26 protein-coding genes and 1 riboswitch are annotated in these 25419 nt (G+C 67.8%); of the genes, 13 read left to right on the top strand and 13 right to left on the bottom strand.

The features are described from left to right. Position 1 precedes the first annotated feature (1 nt). Positions 2–1930, bottom strand: a complete 1929-nt coding sequence (locus U5809_RS04185) for a TonB-dependent receptor domain-containing protein (RefSeq protein WP_322085645.1) — start codon at positions 1928–1930, stop codon at positions 2–4. A gap of 214 nt (positions 1931–2144) precedes the next feature. Then, positions 2145–2338, bottom strand: a riboswitch (cobalamin riboswitch). Between the two features lie 88 nt (positions 2339–2426). Continuing rightward, positions 2427–3485 (bottom strand): AraC family transcriptional regulator, encoded by a 1059-nt coding sequence (locus tag U5809_RS04190; RefSeq protein WP_322085646.1) that lies wholly within the window; start codon positions 3483–3485, stop codon positions 2427–2429. A 166-nt stretch (positions 3486–3651) separates the two neighbouring features. On the opposite strand from U5809_RS04190, the gene U5809_RS04195 reads away from it, so the two are divergent. From U5809_RS04195 to U5809_RS04215, 5 genes are read left to right on the top strand one after another with little or no spacing between them, the layout of a single operon-like run. Further along, positions 3652–3996 (top strand): hypothetical protein, encoded by a 345-nt coding sequence (locus U5809_RS04195; protein WP_322085647.1) that lies wholly within the window; start codon positions 3652–3654, stop codon positions 3994–3996. After that, a complete protein-coding gene (locus U5809_RS04200; RefSeq protein WP_322085648.1) occupies positions 3986–4618 on the top strand; it encodes a Dabb family protein in 633 nt (210 codons plus the stop codon). Before U5809_RS04195 ends, U5809_RS04200 begins: the two co-directional genes overlap by 11 nt. A gap of 44 nt (positions 4619–4662) precedes the next feature. Further along, positions 4663–5655 carry an NADP-dependent oxidoreductase gene (locus U5809_RS04205; protein WP_322085649.1) on the top strand — a complete coding sequence of 331 codons (993 nt, stop codon included), beginning with the start codon at positions 4663–4665 and terminating at the stop codon, positions 5653–5655. Between the two features lie 30 nt (positions 5656–5685). Beyond that, positions 5686–6561, top strand: coding sequence for an SDR family NAD(P)-dependent oxidoreductase (locus tag U5809_RS04210; RefSeq protein WP_322085650.1), 876 nt, complete (start codon positions 5686–5688; stop codon positions 6559–6561). Between the two features lie 5 nt (positions 6562–6566). After that, positions 6567–7391 carry an SDR family NAD(P)-dependent oxidoreductase gene (locus tag U5809_RS04215; RefSeq protein ID WP_176045490.1) on the top strand — a complete coding sequence of 275 codons (825 nt, stop codon included), beginning with the start codon at positions 6567–6569 and terminating at the stop codon, positions 7389–7391. A gap of 44 nt (positions 7392–7435) precedes the next feature. Here the strand turns inward: U5809_RS04215 and U5809_RS04220 are convergent, their stop codons facing one another. The 4 genes from U5809_RS04220 to U5809_RS04235 form a co-directional block, all read right to left on the bottom strand. Next, positions 7436–7684: a hypothetical protein gene (locus tag U5809_RS04220; protein ID WP_322085651.1), complete on the bottom strand. Its 249-nt coding sequence runs from the start codon at positions 7682–7684 to the stop codon at positions 7436–7438. A gap of 117 nt (positions 7685–7801) precedes the next feature. Beyond that, positions 7802–8776, bottom strand: a complete 975-nt coding sequence (locus U5809_RS04225) for a threo-3-hydroxy-L-aspartate ammonia-lyase (RefSeq protein WP_322085652.1) — start codon at positions 8774–8776, stop codon at positions 7802–7804. 51 nt (positions 8777–8827) lie between these two features. Further along, positions 8828–9466 (bottom strand): helix-turn-helix transcriptional regulator, encoded by a 639-nt coding sequence (locus U5809_RS04230; RefSeq protein WP_322085653.1) that lies wholly within the window; start codon positions 9464–9466, stop codon positions 8828–8830. Further along, a complete protein-coding gene (locus U5809_RS04235; protein WP_322085654.1) occupies positions 9463–9984 on the bottom strand; it encodes a YbaK/prolyl-tRNA synthetase associated domain-containing protein in 522 nt (173 codons plus the stop codon). The genes U5809_RS04230 and U5809_RS04235 overlap by 4 nt, the downstream gene beginning before the upstream one ends. Before the next feature lie 403 nt (positions 9985–10387). Between U5809_RS04235 and U5809_RS04240 the strand changes: the two genes are divergently transcribed. After that, the gene (locus tag U5809_RS04240) at positions 10388–11971 is read left to right on the top strand and encodes an isocitrate lyase (RefSeq protein WP_322085655.1); all 1584 of its coding nucleotides are present in this window, start codon (positions 10388–10390) and stop codon (positions 11969–11971) included. Positions 11972–12043: 72 nt separating this feature from the next. Here the strand turns inward: U5809_RS04240 and U5809_RS04245 are convergent, their stop codons facing one another. Together U5809_RS04245 and U5809_RS04250 are read right to left on the bottom strand one after the other, a co-directional pair. Then, complete coding sequence (locus U5809_RS04245) at positions 12044–12760, bottom strand: EthD domain-containing protein (protein ID WP_322085656.1); 717 nt, start codon at positions 12758–12760, stop codon at positions 12044–12046. A 51-nt stretch (positions 12761–12811) separates the two neighbouring features. Next, positions 12812–13324 (bottom strand): nuclear transport factor 2 family protein, encoded by a 513-nt coding sequence (locus U5809_RS04250; protein WP_322085657.1) that lies wholly within the window; start codon positions 13322–13324, stop codon positions 12812–12814. A 190-nt stretch (positions 13325–13514) separates the two neighbouring features. On the opposite strand from U5809_RS04250, the gene U5809_RS04255 reads away from it, so the two are divergent. The 5 genes from U5809_RS04255 (at position 13515) to U5809_RS04275 (ending at position 18955) form a co-directional block, all read left to right on the top strand. Continuing rightward, complete coding sequence (locus U5809_RS04255; RefSeq protein WP_322085658.1) at positions 13515–14015, top strand: nuclear transport factor 2 family protein; 501 nt, start codon at positions 13515–13517, stop codon at positions 14013–14015. Positions 14016–14066: 51 nt separating this feature from the next. Beyond that, positions 14067–14933, top strand: a complete 867-nt coding sequence (locus tag U5809_RS04260) for an SDR family NAD(P)-dependent oxidoreductase (RefSeq protein ID WP_322085659.1) — start codon at positions 14067–14069, stop codon at positions 14931–14933. Positions 14934–14942: 9 nt separating this feature from the next. Further along, complete coding sequence (locus tag U5809_RS04265) at positions 14943–15698, top strand: SDR family NAD(P)-dependent oxidoreductase (RefSeq protein ID WP_322085660.1); 756 nt, start codon at positions 14943–14945, stop codon at positions 15696–15698. 90 nt (positions 15699–15788) lie between these two features. Beyond that, positions 15789–16565: a glucose 1-dehydrogenase gene (locus U5809_RS04270; protein WP_322085661.1), complete on the top strand. Its 777-nt coding sequence runs from the start codon at positions 15789–15791 to the stop codon at positions 16563–16565. A gap of 524 nt (positions 16566–17089) precedes the next feature. Further along, complete coding sequence (locus tag U5809_RS04275) at positions 17090–18955, top strand: phosphoenolpyruvate carboxykinase (GTP) (protein ID WP_322085662.1); 1866 nt, start codon at positions 17090–17092, stop codon at positions 18953–18955. 76 nt (positions 18956–19031) lie between these two features. Here U5809_RS04275 and U5809_RS04280 read toward each other — a convergent pair whose 3' ends face one another. From U5809_RS04280 to U5809_RS04300, 5 genes are read right to left on the bottom strand one after another with little or no spacing between them, the layout of a single operon-like run. Next, positions 19032–19940: an NAD-dependent epimerase/dehydratase family protein gene (locus U5809_RS04280; RefSeq protein ID WP_322085663.1), complete on the bottom strand. Its 909-nt coding sequence runs from the start codon at positions 19938–19940 to the stop codon at positions 19032–19034. A gap of 58 nt (positions 19941–19998) precedes the next feature. After that, a complete protein-coding gene (locus tag U5809_RS04285) occupies positions 19999–20835 on the bottom strand; it encodes an SDR family NAD(P)-dependent oxidoreductase (protein WP_322085664.1) in 837 nt (278 codons plus the stop codon). 37 nt (positions 20836–20872) lie between these two features. After that, the gene (locus U5809_RS04290; protein WP_322085665.1) at positions 20873–21631 is read right to left on the bottom strand and encodes an SDR family oxidoreductase; all 759 of its coding nucleotides are present in this window, start codon (positions 21629–21631) and stop codon (positions 20873–20875) included. A gap of 40 nt (positions 21632–21671) precedes the next feature. After that, a complete protein-coding gene (locus U5809_RS04295) occupies positions 21672–22529 on the bottom strand; it encodes an SDR family NAD(P)-dependent oxidoreductase (RefSeq protein WP_322085666.1) in 858 nt (285 codons plus the stop codon). 3 nt (positions 22530–22532) lie between these two features. Then, positions 22533–22949: a nuclear transport factor 2 family protein gene (locus tag U5809_RS04300; protein ID WP_322085667.1), complete on the bottom strand. Its 417-nt coding sequence runs from the start codon at positions 22947–22949 to the stop codon at positions 22533–22535. Positions 22950–23409: 460 nt separating this feature from the next. Here U5809_RS04300 and U5809_RS04305 point away from each other — a divergent pair, with 460 nt between their 5' ends. Together U5809_RS04305 and U5809_RS04310 are read left to right on the top strand one after the other, a co-directional pair. Next, on the top strand, positions 23410–23619 hold the full coding sequence (locus tag U5809_RS04305; protein ID WP_006483048.1) for a hypothetical protein: 210 nt from the start codon (positions 23410–23412) through the stop codon (positions 23617–23619). A gap of 221 nt (positions 23620–23840) precedes the next feature. Continuing rightward, positions 23841–25337 carry an FAD-dependent oxidoreductase gene (locus U5809_RS04310; RefSeq protein ID WP_322085668.1) on the top strand — a complete coding sequence of 499 codons (1497 nt, stop codon included), beginning with the start codon at positions 23841–23843 and terminating at the stop codon, positions 25335–25337. The last annotated feature ends 82 nt before the right edge of the window (positions 25338–25419 follow it).

Consider the following 25419-nt stretch of genomic DNA (forward strand, 5'->3'; position numbering starts at 1 on the left):
ATCAGAACGTATAACTGACCTTCCCGAACGCAGTCCGCCCGAGCGTGTTGTAGCCGTACGCGGTCATGTATTGCCGGTCGAACAGGTTCGACAGCGTGGCCGACACCGTCAGGTGCGAATTGATCCGGTACGACGCGCGCAGGTTCACGCTCAGGTACGACGGCAGGTACGTCGTATTGGCCGGATCGTCGAACGTCGTACCGCCGTAGTTCAGCGACGCACCCGTGCTGAGCGCGTGCAGGCGCAGTTCGTCCCACGTGTGGTCCACGTTCAGGCTGACCGTCTGGCGTGGTCGGCGGTTCAGCCAGCTGTCATTGGTTTCATCCTGCGGATTCAGGATGCCGATCGCGACGCTCACCGGCGTGTAGCGGCCGATCGTCCCCTTGTACGACAGGTCGATCCCGCGGATATGTGCGCGGCCGATGTTGATCGGCGAATACGTCGCCGGGTTGTACGCGATCAGGTTGTTGACGCGCGTGTCGTAGATCGCGGCGGAGAACGTGCCGTACGACGTGTTCGCGTCGAGCGCCGCCTCGACCGACGTGCTGCGTTCCGGGCTGAGGTTCGGATTGCCGTAGCCGGGGTAGTACAGGTCGTTGAAACTCGGCAGGCGGAACGCGTTGCCGTACGACACGCGCGCCGTGTAGACCGGCGTGATCGCCCACGACAGCGCGGCATTGCCCGTGTTCACGCCTTGCCCGGCGATGATCTCGCGACGCCCCGCGAGGAACATCGTGACGCTGCCGAGCGTGGCCGACTGATGCAGCGAGAACGCGGAGTCGTTGCGCGTCGGTATGCCGCCGGGCGCGTCGATCGGCAGGAATGCCTGTTCGCGCGTGAAGTCGTACGCGAGCTTGCTCTCGCCCGACAGCGGCAGGCCGAACAGGTGGAACCCGCGCTCCTGATGGGTCAGGGACGTCGACGTGCTGATGCGCTGTGAATTGATCTGGTCGGTCGGGATGGACGGATCGCTCGCGTAGAGGAACTGGCGATCGTTCGCATAACCGAACGACTGGTCGAACTGCGTATCGGGCGTGATGTCGAGATGGAACGCGAGACCGGTCGTCAGCTGATGATCGAGCTGGCGGTTCGCATAGCCGCTGTTGTCGTAGGACAGGTCGGAGCGGTGATACAGCGCGAACGTCGAGATCGACCAGTTGTCGCGTGCGTAGCCGAGGCGCGCATCGAGATCCTGCGCGTGATACGGATTGCGGCCGTCCTCGTGATATGGCAAGACGGGCCGCGTCGAATCGATGCCGGCCGTGTTGTACGAGTGCAGGCCAAGCGAGTAGGTGAGTCCGCCGAGCGCGGCGAGCGGCCCGGTCGACGGCACCGTACCCGACGTGCGTAGCTGCGTGTCGAACGTCTTGTTCGATCCGCCGCCGAACGACACGGTGGTCTGGTTCGGCTGGTTCGACGAGCGGCGCGTGAACAGTTGCACGACACCGCCCATCGCGTTGGCGCCGAACGACGCGGCGGCCGGCCCCGAAATCACCTCGACACGTTCGAACGCTTCCGTCGGCAGGTCGGCCCACGGCGCGATGCCGGTAGTCGGCGAGCCGATCCGGATGCCGTCGATGAACACGGCGACCTGGCTCGCCGACGAGCCGCGGATGCTGACCGATGCGGAGGAGCCGGGGCCGCCGGTCTGCGAAACGGTCACGCCGGGCAGCATCGCAAGCGCCTGCGTGATGCTCGGCTCGCTCGGCGACAGGCGGTCGAGATCGGTTCGCGTGAGTACCTGGGTCGACGCATAGCGGCCGTCGAACGATTCGGGCAGGCGACGCGTGTCGGTCACGCTGATCGTCGGCAGGTCGACGCTTTCCGCTGGCTGGGCGGGCGGCTGGAGCGCGGTGTCGCCGGCGGCATGGGCGATCGGGACGAGCAGCGCGGAGGCGGCGGACGTGGCGAGCAGGTAACGAATATTCATGAGACAGCGAGAGAAAGCGCGTTGCGCATACGGCGATCGTGAGCGGACGGCGGGCAGGTTGCGCGTGCCGACGGCGTGTCGGTGCGACGCTTCCGGCAGGGAAGCGGATTCGGGAATGAAGGACATCTGACGGATCCTGAGGTCGGTTCGTCCATGCAACGGGCGGCCGCCAGCGGCGGTGCTTGCACATCGGGACACCCCGCCCGGTGCGGCTGCTGGACCTCGGGTCGATGGCAGGTCTCCTGGCTCGCGGGTCGTCATCCGTGCAGGCCTTCCCGGTTTCCCAGTGGCATGCAGTGGCACGAATTCGCCGCTCACAGTTGCGGGGGCAGCCGCAGATTCGAGGCGTTGCCCCTCCTGCGTTCCCTTTTGATCCCATCCCTGGGAACCATCAGCGCGCAAGGGTAATGGCGCGCGCTCGGGCGAGTCAATTGCCGCACCGCGCGGGATGCGAAAAAACGTCATTACCCGGCAATCGCTTTCCGAATCCTTTCCCTTATGCGCCGGTGCCGCGTTTCTTGTCTGAAGAATCGGGGTGGCCGTGCGTCATGCGATCGCGCCTGAACCGGCTCGGCGCGACGCCGTTCCAGCGCACGAACGCGCGCCGGAACGCCTCTTCGCCGCCGAAGCCGAGATACGCGGCCACGCGGGTAATCGGCCAGTCGGTCTCGTGCAGACATCGTCGGGCCGCATCGGCCACGCATTGTTCGCGCAGCACGTGATAGCCGCTTCCTTCCGCCGCCAGCCGCCGCCGCAACGTCGCCTCGCTGACGCCGAGCCACGCGGCCAGCTCCGCAAGCGCCGGCAGCGCCTGTTCGCGCGCGAGCGCCGCATCGAGAAAACCGCGCACCTGCTGCGCCCATGACACGACGGCCGGCGGCGCATCGATCAGACGAAACGGGAAGTCGACGAGAAACGCGTCGAGTTCGCCCGGCTGCCGGATCACGCGGCAATCGAGCCGCGTCGCATCGAACGCGAAGCCATAGGTTTTCCGGCCGACGTCGACCGGCGCGTTGAACAGCCCGAGCAGCGGCACCGCGTCGTCGCGGCGCGGATGGCCGAGCCACACGTCGGTCGGCCGCAGCGGCTGCCCGATCAGCCAGCCGAACAGCTGCAGATAGCAGAACAGCCCGGTCAGGTCGACGAGGCACGTGGCCGGGCTGCGCGTGCGCCGCAGCGAATCCATCCGGAACGTCGCACGCCCGTCGCGTACCGTGAGCGACAGCACGCCGGCGCGCGGCGTCAACATTTCGCAGAAGTCGCGCGCGCAGCGGATCGCGTCGGCGAGCGTCGCGCAGCTCAGCAGGCACCGGCACATCAGGTCGACTTCCTGCTTGCGCATCGGCGGATGGCCGTCGCCGCGTGCGACCTGCGCCTCGAGCCGCTCGATCGCGTCGCGGTACAGCGCGACGAAGCCGCCCGGGGTCGCCGCCGCTTGCGGCGCGTGCGCCGCGTGGTCGGCCGGAGGCGTGCCGCTGCGCGTGAGTTCGTTCAGCAGGCGTGCGCCGAGACCCGGCAGCACGCGTCCGCTCGCCGGCAATACACGCTGTTTCATGAGTCTCCCGTTCTGATCGTTGCGACAGGGGCCGGTGAGCGGGCCGGTAGGGGTTCGCGAGCAGCCCCCACGCAAGAATGCTATCCACGCTGGCCGCCTTCGGCCTCGCTGGAACGGCGTAGGCCGGCCATGCATCCCGACCCGAACGACCACGGACGATACGCGAATGATCCAGATCGTAGACGAAATCACGCTCGCGCCCGAGCGCATTCCCGACGTGCTCGCGCTGCTGCGCGAGCGCTACCTGCCCGGCCATGCGGCGCGCGGACTGACGGCGGCCTGCCGCTGGGTGTCGCCGCCCGTTGCGGCGCCGGGGCAGCCGAGCACCCTGTGGCTGACGTGGCAGGTCGACGATGCGTATGCCTATTACCGGATGCGCGCATTGACCGATGGCGACGTGGTCGCGTTCTGGATGGCCGTCGACGGGCTGTGCGATGCGCGCCGCCGTCACGTGATGACGGACGCCAACGCGCCGCTGCCCGCGCTGACGGAGGTCGACCATGCGGCATGACACGGCACAGGTATTCGTTTCGGCCGATCGCGACGCGGAAGCGATCGAGCACGCATTGCGCGAAGCCGCGCACGCGCTGCCGGGCGCGAAACGCGTGGCGCTCGCGCGCAATCTCGAAGGCTGCTGGGGCGCGGGCGACTACACGCTCGACGTGCTGCGCGATGAACGGTTTGTCGATTCCTCAGCGGAATTCGCCGCACTGGCGCAACTGCCCGGCATCGCGCGCCTCGACGGTGCAGCGTGCCGCGCGATCGGCGGCGGCCTGCGCGAGCCCGCGTTGCGCGACGGCATCTGGCGCACGCTGATGTTGCGTGTGCGCCCGCAGGCAAGCGAAGCACAGGTCGCGTTGCTCGAGCACGAGTTGCTGCGGATGCCCGCGTTCATGCCGGGCATCCGCAACTGGCGCCTGAACCGGATCGAAACACCCGGCGCGTGGACGCACGTGTGGCAACAGGAATTCGCGCAGGTCGGCGATCTGCTCGGCGAATACCTGCTGCATCCGTATCACTGGGGTTGGGTCGACCGCCGGTTCGATGCCGAAAGCCCCGACTGGACGGTCGATACGATCTCGCATGCGTTCTGCCCGCTCGCATCGAGCCTGCTCGCCGACACCGCGGCGTGACACGCCGCACACACCCCAACGACAACACCTCTGGAGACATGAAGATGCGAGCGCTTCTGATCGACCGCGTCGGTCATTCCGACGCCTTACGGCTGGCCGACGTACCGGCGCCGAAACCGGGCCCCGGCGACGTGCTGATCCGCGTCGCGTACGCGGGCGTCAATCCCGCCGACTGGAAATGCCGCGAAGGCTACCTCGGCGCATTCATGCAGTACACGTTCCCGTTCGTGATCGGATTCGATGCGGCGGGTGTCGTCGCAGCGGTCGGCGACGGCGTCGACGGCTTCGAACCGGGCATGCGCGTGTTCGCGCAGACTGACGTCGGTGCGGGGCGCTGGGGCGCGTATGCGGAATACGTCGCGGTGCGTCACGACTCGGTCGTGCGGTTGCCCGACGCGGTGAGTTTTGCGGAAGCGGCCGCGACGCCGACGCCCGCGCTGGCCGCATGGGCCGGCCTGTTCGATGACGGCGGGCTGCGCGCGGGGCAGACCGTGCTGGTGCACGGCGGCGCGGGCGCGGTCGGCACGTTCGCGATCCAGCTGGCCGCCCAGGCCGGCGCGCGCGTCGCGGCGACGTGTTCGGCGCGCAATCGCGACACCGTCGAATCGCTTGGGGCGGGGATCGCCATCGACTACCGCGGCGAGGACATCGCCGCAGCGCTGCGCGCATGGGCGCCCGGCGGCGTCGATCTCGTGCTCGACGCGGTCGGCGGCGACACGCTGCCCGCTGCGCTCGACCTGCTCGCGCCGGGCGGCACGCTCGTGAACATCTTGACGCTCGCGGCCGGCGATGCCGAGCGGCTGGCCGCTGCCGGCGCCGAAGCCGCGCGTCGCGGGCTGAACGTCGCGCTGACCTACAGCCGGATGCCGAGCGGCAACACGCTCGCGTCGATCGCCGAACGGCTCGGCCGGCGCGCGTTGCGCGTGCCGCGCTTCGACAGTTTCCCGCTCGAACAGGCGGCCCGCGCACTCGATCTCGTTCAAACGGGCGAGGCGAAAACCAAGCTCGTGCTGCACGTTGCGGATATCGCGGGCTGAACGACACGCATCGAAATGACTGGAGACATCATGACCGACACCCCATCCCGGATCCTGGCCGGCAAGTGCGCGCTCGTGACGGGCGCGAGCCGCGGCATCGGCCGCGCGATCGCGCAGCGTCTCGCGTCCGAAGGCGCGACCGTCGTCGTGACCGCGCGCAGCCTCACGCAATCGGCGACCACCGCCGGCACGCTCGCCGAAACGGTCGCGCTGATCGAACAGGCCGGCGGCCGCGCGATCGCGCTCGCGGCCGACCTGTCGAACGCGGCCGAGCGCGACGCGCTCGTCGGACGCGCGGCGCAAGCCGCCGGCGGCCTCGACATCCTCGTGAACAACGCGGGCGTGGCCGATTACGCGTGCGTCGACGCGATGCCGATGACGATGTTCGACACGACGATCGAACACTATCTGCGCATTCCGTTCGCGCTGGCGCAGGCCGCGATCCCGCTGATGCGCGCACGCGGCGCCGGCTGGATCGTCAACGTCGGCTCGGTGACGGCGCTGCCGCCGCTGCGGCCGTTCGACGATTTTTCGCGCGCGGGTGGCGCGACCGTCTATGCGGCGGTGAAAGCCGCGCTGTCGCGCTTCACGCAGGGGCTCGCGGCCGAACTCGAAGCCGACGGCATCGCGGTGAATCTCGTCGCGCCGAGCACGGCGATCCGCACGCCGGGCGCCGCGCGCTACATCCCCGAAGGCTATCCGACCGAGGACGTCGCGTATCTCGCCGAAACCGCGCTCGCGCTGTGCAGCCTGCCGGCGCGCGAACGCACGGGCCTCGTCACGCACAGCCTGCATTTCCCGCTCGCGCAGCAACTCGCGGTGCGTTCGCTCGACGGCCGCACGCCGCTGCCGCCGCCGGTGATTCCCGCGTATGCGCATCCCCTCATCGACCCCACAGGACTTTGACTGACATGACGAATTCGATTCGCTTCGACGGCGGCACCGCCGTGATCACCGGCGCGGCCAGCGGCATCGGCAGCGGGCTCGCGCGCCACGCGGCCGCGCTCGGCATGCGCGTCGTGCTGGCCGATCTCGATCCGGCGAAGCTCGACGCCTTTGCCGCGACGCTCGATACCGAGGTGCTGTGCGTGCCGACCGACGTGAGCCGGCCGGAGGCCGTCGACGCGCTGGCCGAAGCCGCATGGCAACGCTTCGGCGGCGTCGACCTGCTGTTCAACAATGCGGGCGTGATGGCGACGGGCTTCAGCTGGGAAATCACGCCGGAACGCTTCGAGCGCAGCTTCGCGATCAACGTGCACGGCGTGCTGAACGGGATCCGCAGCTTCGTGCCGCGGATGCTCGAACGCAACGTGCCGGCGCGGATCGTGAACACCGCGTCGGTCGGCGGCTTCCTGCCGAGCCCGCTGATGTCGCCGTATTCGGCGACGAAGTTCGCGGTGGTCGCGCTGACCGAATCGCTGTATGGAGAACTGAAGATGCTCGGCGCGCCGGTCGGCGTGTCGCTGCTCGCGCCGGGCCCCGTGCAGTCGGGGATCTTCAACGATCCGTTCGGCGCCGCGCACGACCGGCCCGAGGTGCAGGGTTTCGTCGACACGATGCGCTCGATGCTGAATGCGCACGGGCTCACGCCCGACGCGTTTGCCGAGCGGGTGTTCGACGGCATTCGCGCAGGGCGCTACTGGCTGATTCCGCAACCGGAGACGATCGACGGCGCGCTACAGCGGCGCACCGACGACATCCTCGCCGCACGCGATCCGTCGCTGCCGTCGTTCTGAATGCCGTCGGGGCCGGGCGTGGTAGCGGCGCCCGGCGCGCGCCGTTACATGTGCGTGCCGGCGTGCGTGCGGCCGCTCGGGTCGCCGCCACGATCGGGCGGCGTATTGTTCTGATCGATCTTCGCGAGCACGAAGCCGGCGTGCGGCAACGCGCCGGGCGAGCGGTGCAGCGCCTGCGCGACGGCGTCGTGCGGCGATGCGGCGGGGAAACCGGAGGACATCGCGCCCGGTTGAGCGAACGCCGAAAGGGAGGCTGCCGCCAGGGCGGCGGCGACGATCGCGTGCGTGTTCATGGTGGCTCCTTCACGACTGACTACGGGACAACGTAATCAGTCTAGGGCGCGAAACTTAACGCGTCGTGAAGGCGCAACGGCGCACGGATGACAGGATATTCATGTGCGCCGCGACGCTCAGGCCGGCGTCGACACCAGCGCGCAGAAGTTCTCGAGATCCACGTTGCCGCCGCTGATCACGACGCCGACGCGCTTGCCCTGCAGCGCGTCCTTCATCCGTCGCACGGCAGCGAACGACAGGCAGCCGGTCGGCTCGACGACAATCTTCATACGGGTGGCGAAGAAGCGCATGCAGTCGATCAGCTCCGCGTCGGTCGCGGTCAGGATGTCGTCGACGTCGCGGCGGATGATCGGGAACGTCAGGTTGCCGAGGTATTGCGTCTGCGCACCGTCCGCGATCGTGCGCGGCGTGTCGATCCGGACGATCGCGCCGGAGCGGAACGATTGCTGGCCGTCGTTGCCGGCTTCGGGTTCGACGCCGTACAACGTCGCGTGCGGCGACAGCGCGCGCGTGGACAGCGCGGTGCCCGACAGCAGCCCGCCGCCGCCGAGCGGCGCGAACACCGCGTCGAGCGGGCCGACTTCGTCGAACAGCTCCTTGGCCGCCGTACCCTGGCCGGCGATCACGTCCGCGTGGTCGTAAGGCGGGATCAGCGTGAGCCCGTGTTGCTCCGCGAGATCGCGGCCGATCTGCTCGCGGTCCTCGGTGTAGCGGTCGTAGGTCACGACGTTGCCACCGTAGCCGCGCGTCGCGGCCATCTTCGCGGCCGGCGCATCCTGCGGCATCACGATCGTCGCGGGAATGCCGAGGATGCGTGCCGACAGCGCGATCGCCTGCGCGTGGTTGCCCGACGAGAACGCGACGACGCCGTGGCGGCGCTGTTCGGCGTTGAAACGCGACAGCGCGTTGAACGCGCCGCGGAACTTGAATGCGCCCATGCGCTGCAGGTTCTCGCACTTGAAGAACACCTGCGCGCCGAGCGCTGCGTCGACCGTTCGCGACGTCATCACCGGCGTGCGGTGCGCATGGCCTTCGAGCCGGGCCGCGGCCGCGGCGACGTCGTCGTACGTGGGGAGAGTCGGAGAGTTCATGGTTGCTCGAGAGTCGGAAAGGTCAGTCAACTGGAAAGCGGCGCGCCTGGTTTACTTCGCATCGTTGTAGACGGTCGCGCGCGAGACGCCGAGATGCTGCGACACGATTTCCATCGCGCGGCGCACCTCGAGGAAGCCGTCGGCCTTCAGCGTCTGCAGCAATTCGCGGCGCTGGTCGGTCTTCAGTTCGCGCGGCGTCGTCGCGAGGCGCGTCGCGAACGCGTCGATGCGCTGCCGGATCGCGTCGGCGCCGGCCGGGTCGAGCGTCTCGACGACGGTCTCGCCGTCCGTGCGGCAGAACTGGTTCAGCATGCCCTGGAAGCCGCGGAACAGCGTGACGTCGGAATTCAGGCACAGCGCGGCCACGTAGTGCCCGGTCGAATCCTTGATGCCGATCGACGTGCTTTTCGCGGTGCGGCCGTCGGCGAAGCGGTTCGGGTAGTTCGCGAGCACCTGCGGGAAATCGTCGTCGGCGATGCGGGCGAGGCCGAGTTCGGTCGCCGGATCGCCGACCGCGCGCCCGGACAGATTGTTGTGGATCGCGAGGATCGCGTGCTCCGGCGTGCGCAGGTCATGCACGACGACCTCGGTGAACGGCGCGAACATCTCGCCGAGCCCTTCGGCGATGCGCTGCACCTGCTCGATCAGCGACGCCTGCTCGGACAGCGGTGGTGTGCGGTGCGTGGTCATGCGTCTTCCCGGGGCGACGTTGCGTCGGTCGTTTCCGGCCGCGTGATGTCGGCCAGCAGAGGCCGGGCGATCCGCACATAGTCGGCCGAGTCGAGCACGACCGAGCGGTCGAGGCGGCCCGCGTTGAAGGCGATCTCGCCGTTGCGTTCGACCAGTGCGGGATCGACGACGAGCGTGACGTTCGCGTCGAACACGAACGGCGGCACGGCGCCCATCACGCAGCGCGTGACGGCGGCCGCGACGTCGGGCGATGCGAGCGTCGCCTTGCGGCGGCCGACGGCATCGGCGACCTTGCGGAAGTCGATCTTCAGGTGGCCGGGAATCACGGCGAGTGCGGTGGCGTCGCCGCCGTCCTTGAACGTGCAGAGCATCGCCTTCGCACCCTGTTCGGGGCGCGTGCCGCGGATCGCGGCGATCACGTCGGATTTACCTTCCGCCGGATGCTCCAGCACGCGGAAACGCGCACCGGACGTATTCAGCAGATCGCAAAGCGTGTCGAAAACGGGAGAGTCGTTCATGTCGCTCCGGGCGGGAGAGGGCGCATCGCGGTGCACGGGGAGCGAGCGCATGGCTCGCTGTCGATGAATTGTCCAAGTATAGACGTTCTGTCATGGGATGTGGCAACGCAGGTGCTGCCGCACCCGGCCGCTCTCCAACTGCGAAAGGCCTTTTCACATTGCGGAATCTGCGCGGAATTCCGGTCGCGCCGCCTTTCCGCCGCTTGAAAACTTGTTTTGCATCGCAAAATCGCTTGGCTATCTCATTGAAAAACAAGGAAAATTTATATCTTATGTCTTATATAAGACTTGATGGAAAGCGCGCCGGACAGGATTAATATTGAGTCCATGCAGTTCGCTTCGTCACACGAAGCGGGCACGCTGAACCCTTTACTCAAATGCGCTTCGTTCCCAGGAGATAGACATGTCCCAGTACCAAGACGACATCAAGGCAGTGGCTGGCTTGAAGGAAAACCACGGCAGTGCGTGGAATGCCATCAGCCCCGAGTACGCCGCTCGCATGCGTGCCCAGAACAAGTTCAAGACGGGCCTGGACATCGCGAAGTACACCGCGAAGATCATGCGCGCCGACATGGCCGCGTACGACGCCGATCCGGCCAAGTACACGCAGTCGCTGGGTTGCTGGCACGGCTTCATCGGCCAGCAGAAGATGATCTCCATCAAGAAGCACTTCAACAGCACCGAACGCCGCTACCTGTACCTGTCGGGCTGGATGGTCGCCGCGCTGCGCTCGGAGTTCGGCCCGCTGCCGGACCAGTCGATGCACGAAAAGACGTCGGTCAGCGCGCTGATCCGCGAGCTGTACACGTTCCTGCGCCAGGCCGACGCCCGTGAGCTGGGCGGCCTGTTCCGCGAGCTGGATGCGGCGAAGGACGCCGCTGCCAAGGCTGCGATCCAGGAAAAGATCGACAACCACGTCACGCACGTCGTGCCGATCATCGCCGACATCGACGCGGGCTTCGGCAACGCGGAAGCGACCTACCTGCTGGCCAAGCAGTTCATCGAAGCAGGCGCTTGCTGCATCCAGATCGAAAACCAGGTGTCGGACGAGAAGCAGTGCGGCCACCAGGACGGCAAGGTCACGGTGCCGCATGAGGACTTCCTCGCGAAGATCCGCGCGATCCGCTACGCGTTCCTGGAGCTGGGCGTGGACGACGGCATCATCGTTGCCCGCACCGACTCGCTGGGCGCCGGCCTGACCAAGCAGATCGCCGTGACGGCCACGGCGGGCGACCTGGGCGACCAGTACAACTCGTTCCTCGATTGCGAAGAGCTGTCGGCCGACCAACTGGGCAACGGTGACGTCGTCATCAAGCGCGACGGCAAGCTGCTGCGTCCGAAGCGCCTGCCGAGCAACCTGTTCCAGTTCCGCGCCGGCACGGGCGAAGCGCGTTGCGTGCTCGACTGCATCACGTCGCTGCAGAACGGCGCCGACCTGCTGTGGATCGAAACCGAAAAACCGCATATCGCGCAGATCGGCGGCATGGTCAGCGAGATCCGCAAGGTGATCCCGAACGCGAAGCTGGTGTACAACAACAGCCCGTCGTTCAACTGGACGCTGAATTTCCGCCAGCAGGTGTTCGACGCGATGAAGGCCGAAGGCAAGGACGTGTCGGCCTACGACCGTGCGCAACTGATGAGCGTCGAGTACGACCAGACGGAACTGGCCACGCTGGCCGACGAGAAGATTCGTACGTTCCAGGCCGATGCATCGCGTGAAGCGGGGATCTTCCACCACCTGATCACGCTGCCGACGTACCACACGGCTGCGCTGTCGACCGACAACCTGGCCAAGGAATACTTCGGCGACCAGGGCATGCTGGGCTACGTGGCAGGCGTGCAGCGCAAGGAAATCCGTCAGGGCATCGCCTGCGTGAAGCACCAGAACATGTCGGGTTCGGACATCGGCGACGACCACAAGGAATACTTCAGCGGCGAAGCAGCGCTGAAGGCGGCGGGCAAGGACAACACGATGAACCAGTTCTGATCATCGTCGGACCCGAAGCACAACGCCAGCCCCTCGGGGCTGGCGTTTTTTTATCCGCTCGATCCTGGTGCGTTATCCGCGCACGGCCTTTACGACGTACTGGCTCGTCGGCACGACATCGATCTTGTCGAAATCGATGAAGCGTCCGCAGCTGTCCATCATTTCAGCCACGTTGCGCTGGAACTTTTCCTCATCGCCGACCGCATCGAAGAACGCATGCGGATCGGTCATTGCCGCAGCCGGGAAGCACTCCTCGACGATCGCGTCGTAGACGGGCGCCGCATGCGTGAGCGCGCGCACGACGACGTTCTGCACGTACAGGAAATTGTCCTGCGTATCGATCGCGACGCGCGTGTGATGATCGTGCCACACGTCGAGCCACGCTTCGTGCGTGAGACGCGGCGGGCGCTTGAGAAATGCGAGCTGCGAGAAGCCGGTCGTGCGTTCGCCGGGCCGCGCGGGGAAGCGCGTGTTCGGAATCGGCTGCGACTCGGTGACGAGATACGCGGCCATGTGCGGGACCGCCGCGCGCACGGCCTCGTCGAACGGCTGGCGGAACATGGCGTTCGCGCTGTCCATCCACACCGCGACGATTCCGTCGATGCCCGGGTGCGTATTGGTCTGCTTCAGGCCGGCGGCCGGCGCGACATCTTCATCGACGACGTTCACCTGTACGCCGTGTGCACCGAGCGACAACAGCTTGTCGGCGAGGTGCGCGCGTACCGTGCGGCTCCACTGGTCGGGCGCGGCCTGCGCATCGCGCCACAACACGTAAATGACTTTCTCCATTGCTCCGGCTCCAGAGGGGAATGACGGGATCGGCGGCGTGGCCGCCGGGGTTCAGGAAGTGGTTTCGGGCGATCCGGCCGCGTGATGCGCGCCCGGCGCGAACCGGTTCGCGGTCAGCGTGAACGACGGCGGGATCGGCGACGTGACGGTTTCGAACAGCCGCTCGTGGCGCGTCGCGTGAATGCGCCACACGCCGTCGCGCTTCACGTACTGGTCGTCATAGAACGCGGTCCCGTGCAGCAGGTAGTTGTCCTCGAGATTGATCGCGTGATCCTCGAGAAACCACACGCCGCACGCGTGATCGGCGGACACCAGCGTGAGCTCCGGGTGATGGCCGTGATGCATCGTCAGGAAGGTCGGCTTGCCGATCAGGTCGCGCAGGCTCGACACGAACGCGTCGCGACCGTCGTACGCATAGCGGCCGCCATACAGCCGCGCCTCGCAATCGTCGGTCAGGCAATCCGCGAGCAATGCCCAGTCGTGCGTATCGACCGCGCGGAAATACCGGTACTTCAACTGTCGGATCTGCTCGTACTCGTGGAGCGTGCGGGTCGTGTCGTCCATCGCCGTGTCTCGTGGTGGTGTCGTTCGATGGTAGGAACGAAGCCGCCTGCATCACATCGTCTGTTCGGACGAAACCCTCATGCGCGAACCGCCGGATTAATCCGAACGGGTGATGGCCGGCGCGTCGCGCGGCGGTAACGTGGCATCGACGCGGCCTTCGAACCGCGCCAGCACCGAACAAGGAGACGGGATGACCCTCATCGAATCGCTGGAAACGCGCGTGCGCCGGCTGGAAGACGCCGACGCGATCCGCCGGCTGAAGGCGCGCTACTTCACGTGCTGCGATCGCAAGGATCCGCAGGGGATGCGCGACTGCTTCGTGGCCGGCCCCGTGCAGATCGACTACGGGCGGATCGGCACGTTCGACACGCGCGATGCGCTCGTCGACGTGTTCGAGCGGCTCGGCTGCCATCCGCACGTCGTCGAGATGCATCACGGCGTGAATCCCGACATCGCCGTGATCGACGACACGCATGCACGCGGCACGTGGGGCCTGCACTACCAGATGATCGACACGAACGCGCGCACGCTCACGCAGCTCGGCGCGTATTACGACGACGCTTACCGGAAGGTCGACGGCGAATGGAAGATCGCGGCCACGCGCTGTGTGGTCACGTCGACGCTGTCGGCCCGCTACGAAGGCGACGCACCGGGCGTGCTGTTCGCCGGCGCGCAGCCGCCGGCCGCCTGACGCACGCGAAACGCCACGGTCGTGGCGGATATTTCACAGGAGACATCGAACATGACACAGAACCACGATGCGCCGGTCGCCGTCGTGACGGGCGCATCGCGCGGCGCGGGCAAGGGCATCGCGCGCGCACTCGGTGCGGCCGGCATGACAGTCTATGTGACGGGCCGTTCGCAGAACGAAGGTGATGCGCCGCTGCCCGGCACGATCCACGAGACCGCGCGCGAGATCGACGCGCTCGGCGGCCGCGGGATCGCGGTGGCCTGCGATCACGCGGACGACGCCCAGGTGAAGGCGCTGTTCGAGCGCGTCGAGCGCGAATCCGGGCGGCTCGACATTCTCGTCAACAACGCGACCTACCTGCACGACCAGTTGATCCTGCCGGGGCCGTTCTGGGAGAAATCGCTCGACCTCGTGAACATCCTCGACGTCGGGCTGCGCTCGGCGTATGTCGCGAGCTGGCATGCGGCACAGCTGATGGCGAAGCGCCGCAGCGGGCTGATCGCGTTCACGTCGTCGTTCGGCGCGAGCTGCTACATGCACGGCGCGGCGTACGGCGCGCAGAAATCCGGCGTCGACAAGTTCGCGAAGGACATGGCCGTCGACCTGAGGCCGTTCGACGTCGCGACCGTGTCGATCTGGATGGGCCCGCTGCGCACCGAGCGCACGACGCGTGTGTGGGAAGAGCACCCGGATCTCTACAAGGAGTTCTCGCTCGTCGCCGAAAGCCCGGAGTTCACCGGCCGCGTGATTCACGCGATCCACGGCGATCCGCAGCGGATGGCGCTGTCCGGGCAGGTGCTCGTCGGCGCGGAAGCCGCATTGCAGTACGGGATCGCCGATCTCGACGGCAAGCAGCCACCGTCGTATCGCGAACTGCTCGGCGGGCCCGTGCAGGCCCATCCGGCAATCGTCGCCTGAGGAGCGCACATGGGCATCCTGAAGGGCAAGGTCGCGCTCGTGACGGGCGCGGGGCAGGGCGTCGGCCAGGGCGTCGCGCATGCGCTCGCGGCCGAGGGTGCGCCCGTCGCGGTGGTTGGCCGCACGCGCGACAAGCTGCTCGCGACCTGCGAAGCCATTCGCGCACGTGGCGGCGTGGCGGAGCCGTTCGTGTGCGACGTGATGGACGCCGCGCAGATCGCGCAGTGCGTCGATGACGTCGTCGAACGGTTCGGCGGCGTGCAGATCCTGATCAACAACGCACAGGTCGTGCCGCTCGGCCGCCTGCTCGACGTGACCGACGCGGATTTTCTGGCGGGGCTCGAATCGGGGCCGATCGCGACGCTGCGGATGATGCGTGCATGCCATCCGCACCTGAAGGGCGACGGCGTGATCGTCAACTTCGCATCGTCGGCCGCGGTGCGCTGGGATGCGTCGGGTTACGGCGCCTACGCGGCGACCAAGGAAGCGATTCGTGCGCTGACGCGCGCGGCCGCATGCGAATGGGGCACGGACGGCATCCGTGTGAACGCGGTCGCGCCGCATGCGCTGTCGCCGGGCCTGAAGGGCTGGGTCGATGCGAATCCGCAGGAAGCCGCTGCGTTCTTCCGCACGATTCCGCTCGGCCGTGTCGGCGACTGCGAGCAGGACATCGGGCGCGCGATCGTGTTTCTCGCGAGCCGCGACGCTGCGTACCTGACGGGTGCGACGCTGCCGCTCGACGGCGGGCAGGCGTACTGGGGCTGACGGCGCACGGCGTGTGTCAATCATGAATCCGGCGGCCGCGCGCATGCATGCGCGTGGTGGCCGGCAAACCGGAATCGAAGCGAGGACGACATGGGTCGACTGGATGGAAAGGTAGCGATCGTCACGGGCGGTGCGCGTGGCATGGGTGCGGCGACGTGCAGGCTGTTCGTCGAAGAGGGCGCGCGCGTCGTGATTGGCGACGTGCTCGATGCGGAAAGCGAAGCGCTCGCGCGCGAACTTGGCGATGCGGCGCGCTTCATGCGGCTCGACGTGGCCGACGAAGCGAGCTGGGTGCGCGTGACGGAGGCGACCGTCGAGCAGTTCGGCCGCATCGACGTGCTCGTCAACAACGCGGCCGTGCTGACCTTCGGCGGCATCACCGAGCTGTCCAAACGCGATTTCGAACGCGCGGTGTCGATCAATCTGGTCGGCACGTTCGTTGGTATTCGTACGATCGCGCCGCACATGATCGCGCAGAAGAGCGGGTCGATCGTCAACATTTCGTCGGTGGACGGGCTGCGCGGCGTGAACGCGCTGGCCGCGTACGTGTCGAGCAAATGGGGCGTGCGCGGGCTGACGAAGGTCGCGGCGCTCGAACTCGGCCACCAGGGCGTGCGCGTGAATTCGATCCATCCGGGCGGCGTGAACACCGCGATGTCGAATCCGACCGGCGCGCCGCTCGAGGAGATCAACAAGCACTATGCGAACGTGCCGCTGCAGCGCGTCGGCTTGCCCGACGAAATCGCGCGCGCGACGCTGTTCCTCGCGAGCGACGAAGCGTCGTATTGCAACGGCGCCGAACTGGCCGTCGACGGCGGGATGGCGGCGGGCGCGTATTACCCCGGATTGCCCGGCGCGCCGTTTTGAGCGTGGGCGTGTATCGGGCATTCGATCAGGATGTTTGTGTACGCAACCTAATTCAGGGTTTGCCTGAGTAGCGAAAACGTGAATTCGCCCGGCGCGCATTCGCGTTTGCATCACGCGGGCGCGGCACACCGAAATTGCCGCGCCCGCGAAACCCACAGCCGGCGGCCATCCCGGCCGTTTCGTCCCTAAAGCGCGCGATGACGCGGTAAAAATAGACCTGCCCGCAACGCGCGTGCCGGCCTGCCGTCACAGTTGTTTCTTGTTGCAACGCAACGCCCGTCCAATAACGGCGATGGTATGCTGGCCGGAATGGAGTTGTATGGCAGGTTGCTTGCATGGCGAAACTCGCGTTCGCACCCTCTAACGAGACGTCACCTTCTCTCGCACGCATCGCGGCATCGACGCGCGCTCCGCTCGCGCGTCCCGTCCTGCGCGCTGCTCCCTCCTGCGCTCCAATCGCATACCCCATCTCGCGGGTTCGTCCCGCATCCCCCATCCCCGCCCAATAATCTGGAGACATTCCCATGTCACAAAACACCATGGCCGAAGCAACACACGGCCCGCTGATCGTTCCGCCGGCTTTCGTCAAACATCGCAAGCTGATCGACTGGGTGTCGCGCATCGCGGCACTGACGGAGCCCGAGCGCGTCGTGTGGTGTGACGGTTCGCAGGAAGAAAACGATGCGCTGTGCCAGGCGATGGTCGACCAGGGCACGCTCACGCGTCTGAATCCGGCGAAGCGCCCGAACTCGTATCTCGCGCAATCCGATCCGTCGGACGTCGCGCGCGTCGAGGATCGCACGTTCATCTGCGCGGCATCGCGCGACGACGTCGGCCCGACCAACAACTGGATCGAGCCGGCCGAAATGCGCGAGACGCTCAACGGGCTGTTCCGCGGCTCGATGCGTGGCCGCACGCTGTATGTCGTGCCGTTCTCGATGGGCCCGCTCGGTTCGCCGATCGCGCACGTGGGCGTAGAACTGTCCGACAGCCCGTACGTTGCCGTGAACATGCGGATCATGACGCGCATGGGCCGCGAGGTGTACGACGTGCTCGGCGAGGACGGTGAATTCGTGCCGTGCGTCCACAGCGTCGGCCATCCGCTCGAAGCTGGCCAGCAGGACGTGCCGTGGCCGTGCAACCCGGTCAAGTACATCGTGCATTTCCCCGAGACGCGGGAAATCTGGAGCTTCGGCTCGGGCTACGGCGGCAACGCGCTGCTCGGCAAGAAGTGCTTCGCACTGCGCATCGCGTCGACGATGGGCCGCGACCAGGGCTGGCTTGCGGAACACATGCTGATCCTCGGCGTGACGTCGCCGGCCGGCAAGAAGTATCACGTCGCGGCCGCGTTCCCGTCCGCGTGCGGCAAGACCAACTTCGCGATGCTGATCCCGCCGCAGGGCTTCAACGGCTGGAAGGTCACGACGATCGGCGACGACATCGCGTGGCTGAAACCCGGCCGCGACGGCCGCCTGTATGCGATCAATCCGGAAGCCGGTTTCTTCGGCGTGGCGCCTGGCACCGGCGAGAAGACCAACCCGAACGCGATCGCGACGCTGACGAAGAACGTGATCTTCACGAACGTCGCGCTGACGGAAGACGGCGATGTGTGGTGGGAAGGGCTGACCGAGACGCCGCCCGCGAAGCTGACGGACTGGCAGGGCAACCCGTGGACGCCGGAGATCGCCAAGGAAACCGGCCGCAAGGCCGCGCATCCGAATTCGCGCTTCACGGCGCCGGCCGCGCAGTGCCCGTCGATCGACGGCGACTGGGAGAACCCGGCCGGCGTGCCGCTCGACGCGTTCATCTTCGGCGGCCGCCGCTCGACGACGGTGCCGCTCGTGACCGAGGCGCGCGACTGGGTCGAAGGCGTGTACATGGCCGCGACGATGGGCTCGGAGACGACCGCCGCCGCGGTTGGCCAGCAGGGCATCGTGCGCCGCGACCCGTTCGCGATGCTGCCGTTCTGCGGCTACAACGTCAGCGATTATTTCGCGCACTGGCTCAAACTCGGCAAGCAGCTCGAAGCGGCAGGCGCGGCGCTGCCGAAGATCTACTGCGTGAACTGGTTCCGCAAGGACGCGAACGGCAAGTTCGTGTGGCCGGGCTTTGGCGAGAACATGCGCGTGCTGAAGTGGATGCTCGACCGCCTCGAAGGCACGGGCGGCGGCGGCGAGCATGCGTTCGGCGTATCGCCGGCGTACGAAGACCTGCACTGGGACGGCCTCGATTTCACGCGCGAGCAGTTCGATGCGGTGACGTCGATGAACGCCGACGAATGGCGCGAGGAGCTGAAGCTGCATGCGGCGCTGTTTGACATGCTGAAGCTGCGTTTGCCGGCTGAAATGACCGATACGATGAAGAAGATCGAGCAGCGCCTCGGCGCCTGACGATCCGGATCGACAACGACGTCCCGCCGCCGGCGCGCAGCATGCCGGCGGCGGGACGTTTTTGCATCCGCGCCGCTTACGGCGCGCTGCAATGCGCGACGACTTCGTCGACCGCGCGTTGCACGTCGCCGCGCCGGTAGCGCAGCAGTGCGATGTCTGCTGCATCGGGCTCGTACGACACGACGTTGCCGCGCCCCGTGTAGATCGCCATGTCGGGCAGCAGCGGATGCTCCTGGTCGAGCGACGGCACGTCCTGCGGGTTGCCGGCCGCGCGGAAGAACGCCGCGAAGTAGTCGGCGAAGCTGAGGTTCTCGTCGCCGACGAGATAGGCCTTGCCCGCTTCGCCGCGCTGCAGCGCACCCCAGATCGCTTCCGACAGCGATTGCGTCGAGATGAAGTTGCTGCCGCCGGCCGGCCCGTACACGGGCAGCCCCGCGAACTGGCCGAGCGCATAGCCCGTGTATGCGGCGAACATCTCGTTGCGCATCCCCGGCACCGACCCGACGACGAACGGCGCATTCACGCTGCACACCGCGAACGACGGCGTCGCAAGAGCCCGCACGCGTTCGTCGGCGAGATGGCGCGAGCGCACGTACGGCACCGTGTCGACGAGCGCCGGTGCGACCTGTGGGTAGAAGCTGCCGACCAGCACCGCGCGCTTCACGCCGGCGTCGCGGGCCAGCGCGAAGAAGCGCGGCACCGCGTCGACGTTCGCGCGTTCCCAGTGCGCGGCTTCGTCGGTGCCGGGCGGCAGGTGGCGGATGTCGTTGCCGGCCGCGAACACGACGGCGTCGAACGGCGCGAGATCGTCGCGCGTAAAGTTGCCGGCCACGTAGTCGCGTTGCAGCACGTCGAACTGCGTGAGCGCGCTGCCGGCCGCGGGCGGCTTGCGCGCGGCGAGCCTGATCTGGTTGCCCTGCGCATGCAGGTGCAGCGCGGCATGGCCGCCGATGAGGCCGGTACCGCCGACGATCAGGATCTTCATGGAGTCTCCGATGGCGGCGCGAACGCGCCGCGTGAAATGAACAGGCGAGCGGTGTCGCTCAGAAATTGAAGCCGTTGCCCGTGACGACGGGCATGTTGGTCCAGAAGCCGTTCGGGTCGCGATACCAGCCGGCCGCCGCGAGCGCGCCGCCGTCGACGTGCAGCGTCGTGCCGGTGACCCACGCGGCGAGCGGGCTGGCGAGGTACAGCGCGGCGCCCGCGATATCGCCGGCCGCGCCGAAGCGCCCGAGCGGAATCCAGCGCGGGATATGACCGTGGTGCTCGGCTGCGACCATCGCGCTGACGGGCACCTGCGGTGTCTCGGTGGTTTCCGGCGCGATCTGGTTCACGCGGATGCCGGCCGGCCCGAGTTCGAGCGCGAGGCTTTTCGTGAAGCCGGTCAGCGCGGCCTTGAACGATGCATACACGGTGCAGTTCGGGATCGCGCGGAAGCCTTCGATCGACGATACGCCGATGATGCTGCTGCCCGCGCCGCGCTTGCGTAGCAACGGCAGCATCGCGCGTGTGACGGTGAACACCTGGCGCAGGTTCACGTCGAACAGCCGGTCGATGTCGTCGTCGGTGCAGGTGTCGAACGGCTTCGCGATCTGCAGGAAATCGCCGACGTTGTTGACGAGCACGTCAAGCCCGCCGAAGCGCGCGTCGACGGTCCGCGCGAACGCATCGACCTCGTCGCGGCGCGTGACGTCCACGGTGCCGACGAGTGCGTCGACGCCGGCCGCTTCGAGCGCCGCCCGCACGTCCTGCGCGCGCGCCGCGTCGATCTCGGCCACGGCCACGCGCGCGCCGGCCGCGCCGAACGTTTCCGCACAGGCGCGGCCGATGCCCGCGCCGCCGCCGGTGACCAGTACCGTCTTGCCGGTGAATGAAATCATCTTGGGACTCCTTCGAATGGAAAGGCGTCGGGCCGCGTTACAGCGACGACACCAGTTGTGCGTTGTCGATCCGCAGTTCCGCGCCGTTGACGAAACGCGATTCGTCGGATGCCAGGAACAGCACGAGATTCGCGACGTCCTGCGGGTCGCACATGCGTGCCATCGGATCGCTGCCGATACCGAGCGCAGCCGGGTCGAGGTCGGGCATCAGCGCCTGCGTCATCGGCGTCCAGATCCCGTCCGGATGGATCGAGTTGCAGCGGATCCGGTAGCCGCTGCGCTTGCAGTGCACGGCGACGCTGCGCGCGAGCGCCGTCACCGCGCCTTTCGAGCCGGTGTACGCGCACATCATCGGCAGCCCGCCGAGCGCGGCGACCGACGACATCATCACGATCGAGCCCGGCGTGTCGTTGCCCTTCATCGCGCCGATCGCATACTTGCAGCCGAGGAAATAGCCGTCCGCATTGGTGCGCATCACGCGCCGCCACGTGTCGAGGCTCGTGTCCTCGATCGAGCCGACCGGGCAGATCGCCGCGTTGTTGACGAGCACGTCGAGGCGGCCGAAGCGATCGAGCGTCGACGCGATCGCGTGCTGCCAGCCGTCTTCGTCGGCGATGTCGTGGCGCACGAACAGCGCGGCGTCGCCGATCTCGCGGGCGAGCGCGCGGCCCGCGTCTTCGTCGATGTCGGTCAATACGACGCGCGCGCCTTCGGCGGCCAGCAGCAGCGCATCCGCGCGGCCGACGCCGCTTGCCGCGCCGGTGACCAGCGCGACCTTGTTTGCGACTCGATTCATGGTCGGTCGATATCCTTTGTGAGTGAGGGAAGACGGGTATTCATGCGGCGCCAGGCGCACGGCCGGCCTTGATCGCATCGAGCGCGGCCGCGCCGTAGATCTGCGCGATCGTGTCGTCGACGCGCGGGTTGGTGCGCAGTTCGTGGCCGCCGTCGACCGCGAAGCTCTGGCCGGTCACCCAGCCCGACTCGGGGCCCGCGAGATAGCGCACCGCATGCGCGATCGCTTCCGGTTCGCCGAGCGTGCCGAGCGGGATCTGTTCGAGAAAGCTGTCGATGAGCGCCTGGTTGTCGAACATCGGCGCCGTGGCTTCGGAACGCGTGAGGCCCGGGCGCACCGCATTCACGCGGATCTTCGCGCCGGCCAGTTCCTCGGCCGCGCCGCGCACGAGCGCTTCGAGCGCGGCCTTCGCGGTGCAGTACGCGGACAGCCAGCGGAAATTGATCTGCGCGGCCGTCGACGAGATGCAGACGATCGCGCCGCCGCCGCTGTCGGCGAGCCGCGGCGCCGCATGACGGATCGCAGCGAACGCGCTGTGCAGGTTCAGGTCGATTTCCGCGCGGAAGCTGTCGGCATCGTGCAGCAGCAGCGGCCGGAAGCCGGCGCCGCCGACCGTCGGCACGACGATGTCGAGGCGGTTGTCCAGCGCCCATGCGCAGTCGAGCGCGGCCTGCAGGTCACCTTCGTCGCATGCGTCGCCCGCATGGATCGCGACGCGGCTGCCGGGCACGGCGTCGGTCAGTTGCCGTTGTGCGCGTTCGAGCGCGTCGCGGCGGCGGCCCATCAGCACGACGGCCGCGCCGTCGGCGACGAGCGCGTGCGCGCAGGCCGCGCCGATGCCACCGGCACCGCCGGTGACGAGCGCGGTGCGGCCGATGAGGGGGAGGGGCGTGCGCATCGTTCAGCCCTCTAGCGGCAGGTCCTGCGACCAGTCGAGGTGCAGCGTGCGCGCGGCGAAGCGCCACGTGCCCCCGTCGAACACGCAGCGGTCGCGATAGCGCACGCCCCAGTCGAGCTTGCGCTTCACGCCGTCGCGCTCATAGACGTGGCACGCGACGCAGTAGGTCTCGACATCGGCCTCGCCGCCGTCGAGCGTGACGAGCTGGTTGTGCACGTGATGCTGGGTCGTGTCGTAGCGCTCGATCACGCGCATGCCGGCGACGATCGCGTCGCGGTCGTCGAAGTGGAAGCCGGGGCCGGTCAGCGTGGCATCGGTGGTGAAAAGCGCAGTGAGACGCGGCCAGTCGCGCCGGTCGACGGCTTGCGCGTAGCGGCACGCAAGGTCGTACAGCGCGTGGCTGGGGTTCGAATCGGTCATGCGGTACTCCCGTGGCAGAACGGAAAGAGTCGGTCGCGTCGCGAGTGCGGACGCGGCGGCATTGCGACGTCGAGGCGAAGGTTCGCATCGGACCGATGGCGACTCATCATCCATACGGAGCAGGGCGAGGGTCGGGGAAAACACCGGGGTCGGTGGCCGTGCGCAACGCGATGCGGCGGCGATGGTGCGGCGCAGCGTCGAAAGTGCGACATGCGTCTGACGATCGGCGTGGCGGATCGGCAAAGGCCCCCGACACGTCGCGGGTGCTCGCTGCAGGCGAATTCGGTCACGACGATGCTGCGCCGCCGCACGACGTACACCTTCCGCTCAGCGTTTGCCCCTAGTCGAAATGGACGATGGCCGGCGGCCGGGCGCTGGCTACCGTGCAGTCATCCGGTGTCGCAAGCGATGCGCGCCGGACACGAACCGCACGAGCGGCCAACCGGAGGGGACGACGATCATGAGACTGACGACTCGCAAACTGTGCGTACTGGCGATGGGCACGTTCGCTGCCATGGCGATGGCGCGATACGGTGCCGACGAGGTCCCGTCGCCGCCGTACGCGGCCGGCATCCTGCAGTGCCGCTCGGTCGATCCGAACGGTTTGCCGACCGGGTGCGTGCCGATCGATCCGTCACACTTCGGTTTCGCCGCGTTGCGCGGCATGTGATGCGGGCGCGGCCGTGCGCCGCGCAGCACAGGTGCCGTCGCCGAACCTGGGGCGTCGTCGTTGCGTGCGGCGCCCGATCGCGCTGCCGGTTCGGCTTCACATCGTTTGACTTTCCCCGAGCAGGACATCGCGCGCGGCATGCGTTCGCATTGCCGTGTGCCCGGCAATCCGCCGCCACGGCCGCCGCTTTCCGCAAATCCCTTCACGCTGACCCAATCCTCATGTCATCCGACTATTCCCTGACTCGCCCCCTGAACCTTCGCGACGTGCATCGCTGGGATGCCGAACACGACGTCGTGATCGTCGGCTTCGGCGCGGCCGGCGCGTGCGCGGCGATCGAAGCCGCGAGTGCCGGCGCCGACACGCTGATCGTCGAACGCGCATCGAGCTACGGCGGCACGAGCGCACTGTCGGGCGGCGAGATCTACCTCGGCGGCGGCGGCGGCACGCCCGCGCAGCGGCAGGCCGGCTTCACCGACGACACGGAGGATCTCTATCGCTACCTGATGCTCGCGGGCGGCCGCGACGCCGACGAGGCGAAGGTGCGCCTCTACGCGAACGAGAGCCTCGCGCACCACGACTGGCTCGTCGCGCAGGGCCTGACCTACAAGAACACCTTCATCGCCGAGCGGATCGTCGAACCGGAAACCGACGATTGCCTGATCTGGTCCGGCAGCGAGGAAGCCTGGCCGTTCAGCGAGGCCGCGAAACCGTGCCCGCGCGGCCACACGCCGCAATGGCCGGGCTGGGGCGGCGGGCAGATGCTGATGCGCGTGCTGGCCGAACGCGTGACGGCGCTCGGTGTCGCGACGCGCTACGACACGCGCGCGCTCGCGCTGATCGTCGACGATGACGGCGCGGTGCGCGGCGTCGTGCTGCGCGCCTATGGCGAGACGGTGTTCGTGCGGGCGCGCGGCGCGGTGATCCTGTGCGCGGGCGGCTTCGCGATGAACCGCGACATGGTGCGCCAGCACGCGCCGCAATTCCTGCGCTCGGACGAGCCGATCGGCAGCCCCGGCGACGATGGCTCGGGCATCCTGCTCGGCCAGAGCGCGGGCGGCGCGGCGATCCACATGGACCAGGGTTTCGTCAGCCTGCCGTTCTATGCACCCGAATCGCTGATCAAGGGGATCTTCGTGAACGCGCGCGGCCAGCGCTTCATCAACGAGGACGGCTATCACGGCCGTACGGGCCATCACGCGTTTCACCAGGCCGGCGATCGCATCTACCTGCTGGTCGACCAGGCGACGTACCAGGAGCCGCCCGCGATCGCGCGGATCGGCATCGCGGCGGCCGGCGAAACGTGGGAGGAAGTCGAACGCGACCTGCAGATGCCGGCCGGCACGCTCACGGCGACCGTCGACGTGTACAACCGCCATGCGGCCGAAGGCGCCGATCCGCTGTTCCACAAGGCGAAGAAGTGGCTGCAGCCGCTGATCGAGCCGCCGTTCGTCGCGCTCGATTGCCGGATCGACTACGCGTTCTACCCGCACTTCACGCTCGGCGGGCTCGACACGCTGCCGACCGGGCAGGTGCTCGACGCGGCGCGCGCGCCGGTGCCGGGCCTCTACGCAGCCGGCCGCACGACCTGCGGGCTGCCGCGCTGGGGCGCCGGGTACAGCTCCGGGCTGTCGCTCGCCGATTCGACCTTTTTCGGCCGGCAGGCCGGCCGTCATGCCGCGCAGGCGGGGCGCGACGCATTGCGAAGCGCGGCCTAACGCTGCCGGGCCTGAAACGGACGACGCCCCGGGCAAGCCATCGCATTGCCCGGGGCGTCGCCGTTTCAGTCGGTCAAGCGGC

This window comes from Burkholderia sp. BCC1999, from assembly GCF_905339975.1.
In the GTDB taxonomy this organism is placed as follows: Bacteria; Pseudomonadota; Gammaproteobacteria; order Burkholderiales; family Burkholderiaceae; genus Burkholderia.

What these genes read in the sequence shown, in the direction of transcription:
- U5809_RS04185 (WP_322085645.1), bottom strand. Translation starts at nt 1,930, where the DNA reads ATGAATATTCGTTACCTGCTCGCCACGTCCGCCGCCTCCGCGCTGCTC.
- U5809_RS04190 (WP_322085646.1), bottom strand. Translation starts at nt 3,485, where the DNA reads ATGAAACAGCGTGTATTGCCGGCGAGCGGACGCGTGCTGCCGGGTCTC.
- U5809_RS04195 (WP_322085647.1), top strand. Translation starts at nt 3,652, where the DNA reads ATGATCCAGATCGTAGACGAAATCACGCTCGCGCCCGAGCGCATTCCC.
- U5809_RS04200 (WP_322085648.1), top strand. Translation starts at nt 3,986, where the DNA reads ATGCGGCATGACACGGCACAGGTATTCGTTTCGGCCGATCGCGACGCG.
- U5809_RS04205 (WP_322085649.1), top strand. Translation starts at nt 4,663, where the DNA reads ATGCGAGCGCTTCTGATCGACCGCGTCGGTCATTCCGACGCCTTACGG.
- U5809_RS04210 (WP_322085650.1), top strand. Translation starts at nt 5,686, where the DNA reads ATGACCGACACCCCATCCCGGATCCTGGCCGGCAAGTGCGCGCTCGTG.
- U5809_RS04215 (WP_176045490.1), top strand. Translation starts at nt 6,567, where the DNA reads ATGACGAATTCGATTCGCTTCGACGGCGGCACCGCCGTGATCACCGGC.
- U5809_RS04220 (WP_322085651.1), bottom strand. Translation starts at nt 7,684, where the DNA reads ATGAACACGCACGCGATCGTCGCCGCCGCCCTGGCGGCAGCCTCCCTT.
- U5809_RS04225 (WP_322085652.1), bottom strand. Translation starts at nt 8,776, where the DNA reads ATGAACTCTCCGACTCTCCCCACGTACGACGACGTCGCCGCGGCCGCG.
- U5809_RS04230 (WP_322085653.1), bottom strand. Translation starts at nt 9,466, where the DNA reads ATGACCACGCACCGCACACCACCGCTGTCCGAGCAGGCGTCGCTGATC.
- U5809_RS04235 (WP_322085654.1), bottom strand. Translation starts at nt 9,984, where the DNA reads ATGAACGACTCTCCCGTTTTCGACACGCTTTGCGATCTGCTGAATACG.
- U5809_RS04240 (WP_322085655.1), top strand. Translation starts at nt 10,388, where the DNA reads ATGTCCCAGTACCAAGACGACATCAAGGCAGTGGCTGGCTTGAAGGAA.
- U5809_RS04245 (WP_322085656.1), bottom strand. Translation starts at nt 12,760, where the DNA reads ATGGAGAAAGTCATTTACGTGTTGTGGCGCGATGCGCAGGCCGCGCCC.
- U5809_RS04250 (WP_322085657.1), bottom strand. Translation starts at nt 13,324, where the DNA reads ATGGACGACACGACCCGCACGCTCCACGAGTACGAGCAGATCCGACAG.
- U5809_RS04255 (WP_322085658.1), top strand. Translation starts at nt 13,515, where the DNA reads ATGACCCTCATCGAATCGCTGGAAACGCGCGTGCGCCGGCTGGAAGAC.
- U5809_RS04260 (WP_322085659.1), top strand. Translation starts at nt 14,067, where the DNA reads ATGACACAGAACCACGATGCGCCGGTCGCCGTCGTGACGGGCGCATCG.
- U5809_RS04265 (WP_322085660.1), top strand. Translation starts at nt 14,943, where the DNA reads ATGGGCATCCTGAAGGGCAAGGTCGCGCTCGTGACGGGCGCGGGGCAG.
- U5809_RS04270 (WP_322085661.1), top strand. Translation starts at nt 15,789, where the DNA reads ATGGGTCGACTGGATGGAAAGGTAGCGATCGTCACGGGCGGTGCGCGT.
- U5809_RS04275 (WP_322085662.1), top strand. Translation starts at nt 17,090, where the DNA reads ATGTCACAAAACACCATGGCCGAAGCAACACACGGCCCGCTGATCGTT.
- U5809_RS04280 (WP_322085663.1), bottom strand. Translation starts at nt 19,940, where the DNA reads ATGAAGATCCTGATCGTCGGCGGTACCGGCCTCATCGGCGGCCATGCC.
- U5809_RS04285 (WP_322085664.1), bottom strand. Translation starts at nt 20,835, where the DNA reads ATGATTTCATTCACCGGCAAGACGGTACTGGTCACCGGCGGCGGCGCG.
- U5809_RS04290 (WP_322085665.1), bottom strand. Translation starts at nt 21,631, where the DNA reads ATGAATCGAGTCGCAAACAAGGTCGCGCTGGTCACCGGCGCGGCAAGC.
- U5809_RS04295 (WP_322085666.1), bottom strand. Translation starts at nt 22,529, where the DNA reads ATGCGCACGCCCCTCCCCCTCATCGGCCGCACCGCGCTCGTCACCGGC.
- U5809_RS04300 (WP_322085667.1), bottom strand. Translation starts at nt 22,949, where the DNA reads ATGACCGATTCGAACCCCAGCCACGCGCTGTACGACCTTGCGTGCCGC.
- U5809_RS04305 (WP_006483048.1), top strand. Translation starts at nt 23,410, where the DNA reads ATGAGACTGACGACTCGCAAACTGTGCGTACTGGCGATGGGCACGTTC.
- U5809_RS04310 (WP_322085668.1), top strand. Translation starts at nt 23,841, where the DNA reads ATGTCATCCGACTATTCCCTGACTCGCCCCCTGAACCTTCGCGACGTG.